Source organism: Longimicrobium sp. (genome assembly GCF_036280135.1).
Classification (GTDB): domain Bacteria; phylum Gemmatimonadota; class Gemmatimonadetes; order Longimicrobiales; family Longimicrobiaceae; genus Longimicrobium.
Window position 1 is genome coordinate 1 of sequence record NZ_DASURI010000463.1, and the last position, 2523, is coordinate 2523.

The window sequence follows — 2523 nt, forward strand, 5'->3', positions numbered from 1 at the left end:
CGATCAGCGCGACCACGATGAACCACGTCGCAACCGACGCGGCGAAGGAGATCGCCGCGCCCAGCGCGATGGGCCGCCAGAAGTCCTGACGCTTGCGCACCATGCTGGCGGTGAGGGCCGCGAGCACCAGGATGGCTTCGAGGCCCTCTCGAAACACCACGATGCCGGTGTTCATGACGGCCGCAGACTGGCTGATGCCTTCGCTGAGCGGGTCGGGGTTGCCGGCGGCGGTGATCCCCTGCCAGAGGAGCACGCCCGTGATGAGGAGTGCCCCCGCGCCGCCCAGGGCGGCATGGAAAGACCCGAGTCGCCGACGAGACGGATTGCCAGACATCAAGGGGATACCCGCTCCTTCGCCGACAGCAGCCATGGTTATGTCATTTCCTTGTTGAGAATGAATCTCAACGAGTATAAGGCTGCTCCCGAATCCCGTCAACGCCGAGCCCTCCACCTTGATCAGGAGGTGAGGGATTGGTTCGTGCGTCGGCATCTGGCCCCGGGTTGACTCCGCTCCTGGCACCACGCATCATTGGCGGCTGACGCAAACCTCCAGACGTACCGATGACGCTTACCCTCCCAACGATCCCGCTCGAGACGCGAGCCAAGCTGTTCCGCGGATTTTGCGATCCATCGCGCCTCTCGATCCTGGAAGCGCTCCGAGGCGGACCGCGCAGCGTCAGCGACCTGGTGGAAGCGACCGGCCTCGGCCAGCCGAACGTCTCCAACCACCTTGCCTGCCTGCTGGACTGCGGCCTGGTGTTCCGCGAGCAGCAGGGACGCTTCGGGATCTACTCGCTCGCGGACGAGCGAGTCGAAGCGCTGCTCGGCCTCGCCGACGCGCTCCTGACGGACGTTGCCCGCGGGGTCCGCTGCTGCCCCCGTTACGGGGATGGTGGAGTAGAACACAATGGACCCCAGGCCGCATGATGCCGCTTACCATGGGCGACAAGCGGACTGGAGGGGTGCTGCTGATGCTGCTGATACTCAGGCTCGCGATTCCGGCGAGCCTGAGCGCTGGCGGGCATCCAGCTGTCCCGCCCGACACGACGGGGAGCCTCTGGTTCCTGCACGGGTCTGAGACCGAAGCGGAGCTATTCATCGGACGTGAGGGCTATCGGCACGCCGGGCTGAACTTCAGCCGTAAGGCGTGGGGAGGCACGTTCGGGATCAGCGCACACGTGGTGCAGGAGAGCTTTGACGAGCCCGTCTTCCCATCGTTGGGCCTGGAGCTCCGCCGGGAGCTTTCCGATCGGCTGGAGCTGGGCGTCTTCACCTTCGGGTACCTGCCAACGGAAAAGCAGCATGCATGGGCGGTGGGCGCACACGCCACGCACGCGGTCCACGCCTCGGAAGCGGCTGAGATCCGCCTGTTCGCGAACTCCGTCTACGCGCGCGTCCAGGCGACCGACCTCGCCACCGCTGAGCCGGTCCGCGTGGGGCACGGGATGATCTTCGGCGGCGTGCAGGTGGAAAGCGGGAGCTTCACCGCGACGGTCTTCGGAAGCCGTTCCGGGTTCGATCGGGAAACGCACGGAATCGAAACCCACGTCGACCTCGGCGAGATGACGCATTTCGCTGCCTACGAGAACACGGACGGCTTCGCGTCCTCATCGCTGGGCGCCGAAGTGACGGCGTCGTGGAACGAGCGCTTCGCGCTGACGGCGACATACGCGGCCATGCGGTTCGACCGGCATTCGGCCCGCCATTCGGCGGTTCTCCGCCCCAGCGTCCGCGTAGGCCGCTTCGAGCTCTTCAGCGGTGTTCAGCTGCTGCGCGGAGGCAGGGGCGACAACGACATCGTCATGGCCGGCATCGGCAGGCGCTGGTGACGGCGCGAGCATACATACGACAGAGACTCTGACTCGAGGACCATGAGCAACCAGGATGCAAGAACGCCCCCCAAGCGCCAGCAGCGCCGGCGGATGACTACCCCGCTCGTCCGGCGCTGGCTCGTGCGGGCGACCGCACTCGCGGCCGTATGCATCGCGGGCTACTTCGCGCGTTCGCGCCGCGCGCGAACGCCGAGCTCCATCCCGAGCCGCGTCCCGGCGTCCGGGGAGACCGGGTTCAGGCACCCGAGCGGTACGCCGCGGATCCGCAGATTGCCGGGGTCTACGCCGAAGTCGCGAAGATCCCCGAGGTCATCGACGGGATCTATTGCTACTGCCACTGCTCGGAGCATCACGACCACCGCTCCCTGCTCTCGTGCTTCGAGGACGACCACGGGGCCCAGTGCGAGATTTGCCTGGCGGAGGCGTTCGGCGCCGCCATGATGCACAGGGAAGGCGCGTCGCTGGACGAAATACGGAGGGTGATCGACGCACGGATGAACCCGGCAGCAGTGAGCTGACCGGGTTTGGGGAGGATCGGCGGGGGGGAACACGGGCGGCGGACACTCGGCGGTGGGCGCGCAGCCGCCACAAGCTGGTGGACGCGGGCGGGCGCGTCGCTAACGCACCCGCACCGTGACTTCCGCCACCTCAGCTTTGCTGTACCGCGCCCGCGTCTGTGTCGAATCGTTTC

Annotated in this window: 4 protein-coding genes; 3 read left to right on the forward strand and 1 reads right to left on the reverse strand. The window is 66.9% G+C overall.

The window, feature by feature from the left end:
• A partial coding sequence (locus VFZ20_RS14970; protein ID WP_329684710.1) for an FTR1 family protein occupies nucleotides 1-370 on the reverse strand: 370 nt, incomplete at its 3' end.
• Nucleotides 371-561: 191 nt separating this feature from the next.
• Between VFZ20_RS14970 and VFZ20_RS14975 the strand changes: the two genes are divergently transcribed.
• From VFZ20_RS14975 to VFZ20_RS14985, 3 genes are all read left to right on the forward strand, one after another.
• Nucleotides 562-927, forward strand: a complete 366-nt coding sequence (locus VFZ20_RS14975) for a metalloregulator ArsR/SmtB family transcription factor (RefSeq protein ID WP_329684711.1) — start codon at nucleotides 562-564, stop codon at nucleotides 925-927.
• 35 nt (nucleotides 928-962) lie between these two features.
• Nucleotides 963-1829, forward strand: a complete 867-nt coding sequence (locus tag VFZ20_RS14980) for a hypothetical protein (protein WP_329684712.1) — start codon at nucleotides 963-965, stop codon at nucleotides 1827-1829.
• Between the two features lie 149 nt (nucleotides 1830-1978).
• Nucleotides 1979-2350 carry a CYCXC family (seleno)protein gene (locus tag VFZ20_RS14985; protein ID WP_329684713.1) on the forward strand — a complete coding sequence of 124 codons (372 nt, stop codon included), beginning with the start codon at nucleotides 1979-1981 and terminating at the stop codon, nucleotides 2348-2350.
• Nucleotides 2351-2523: the final 173 nt, after the last annotated feature.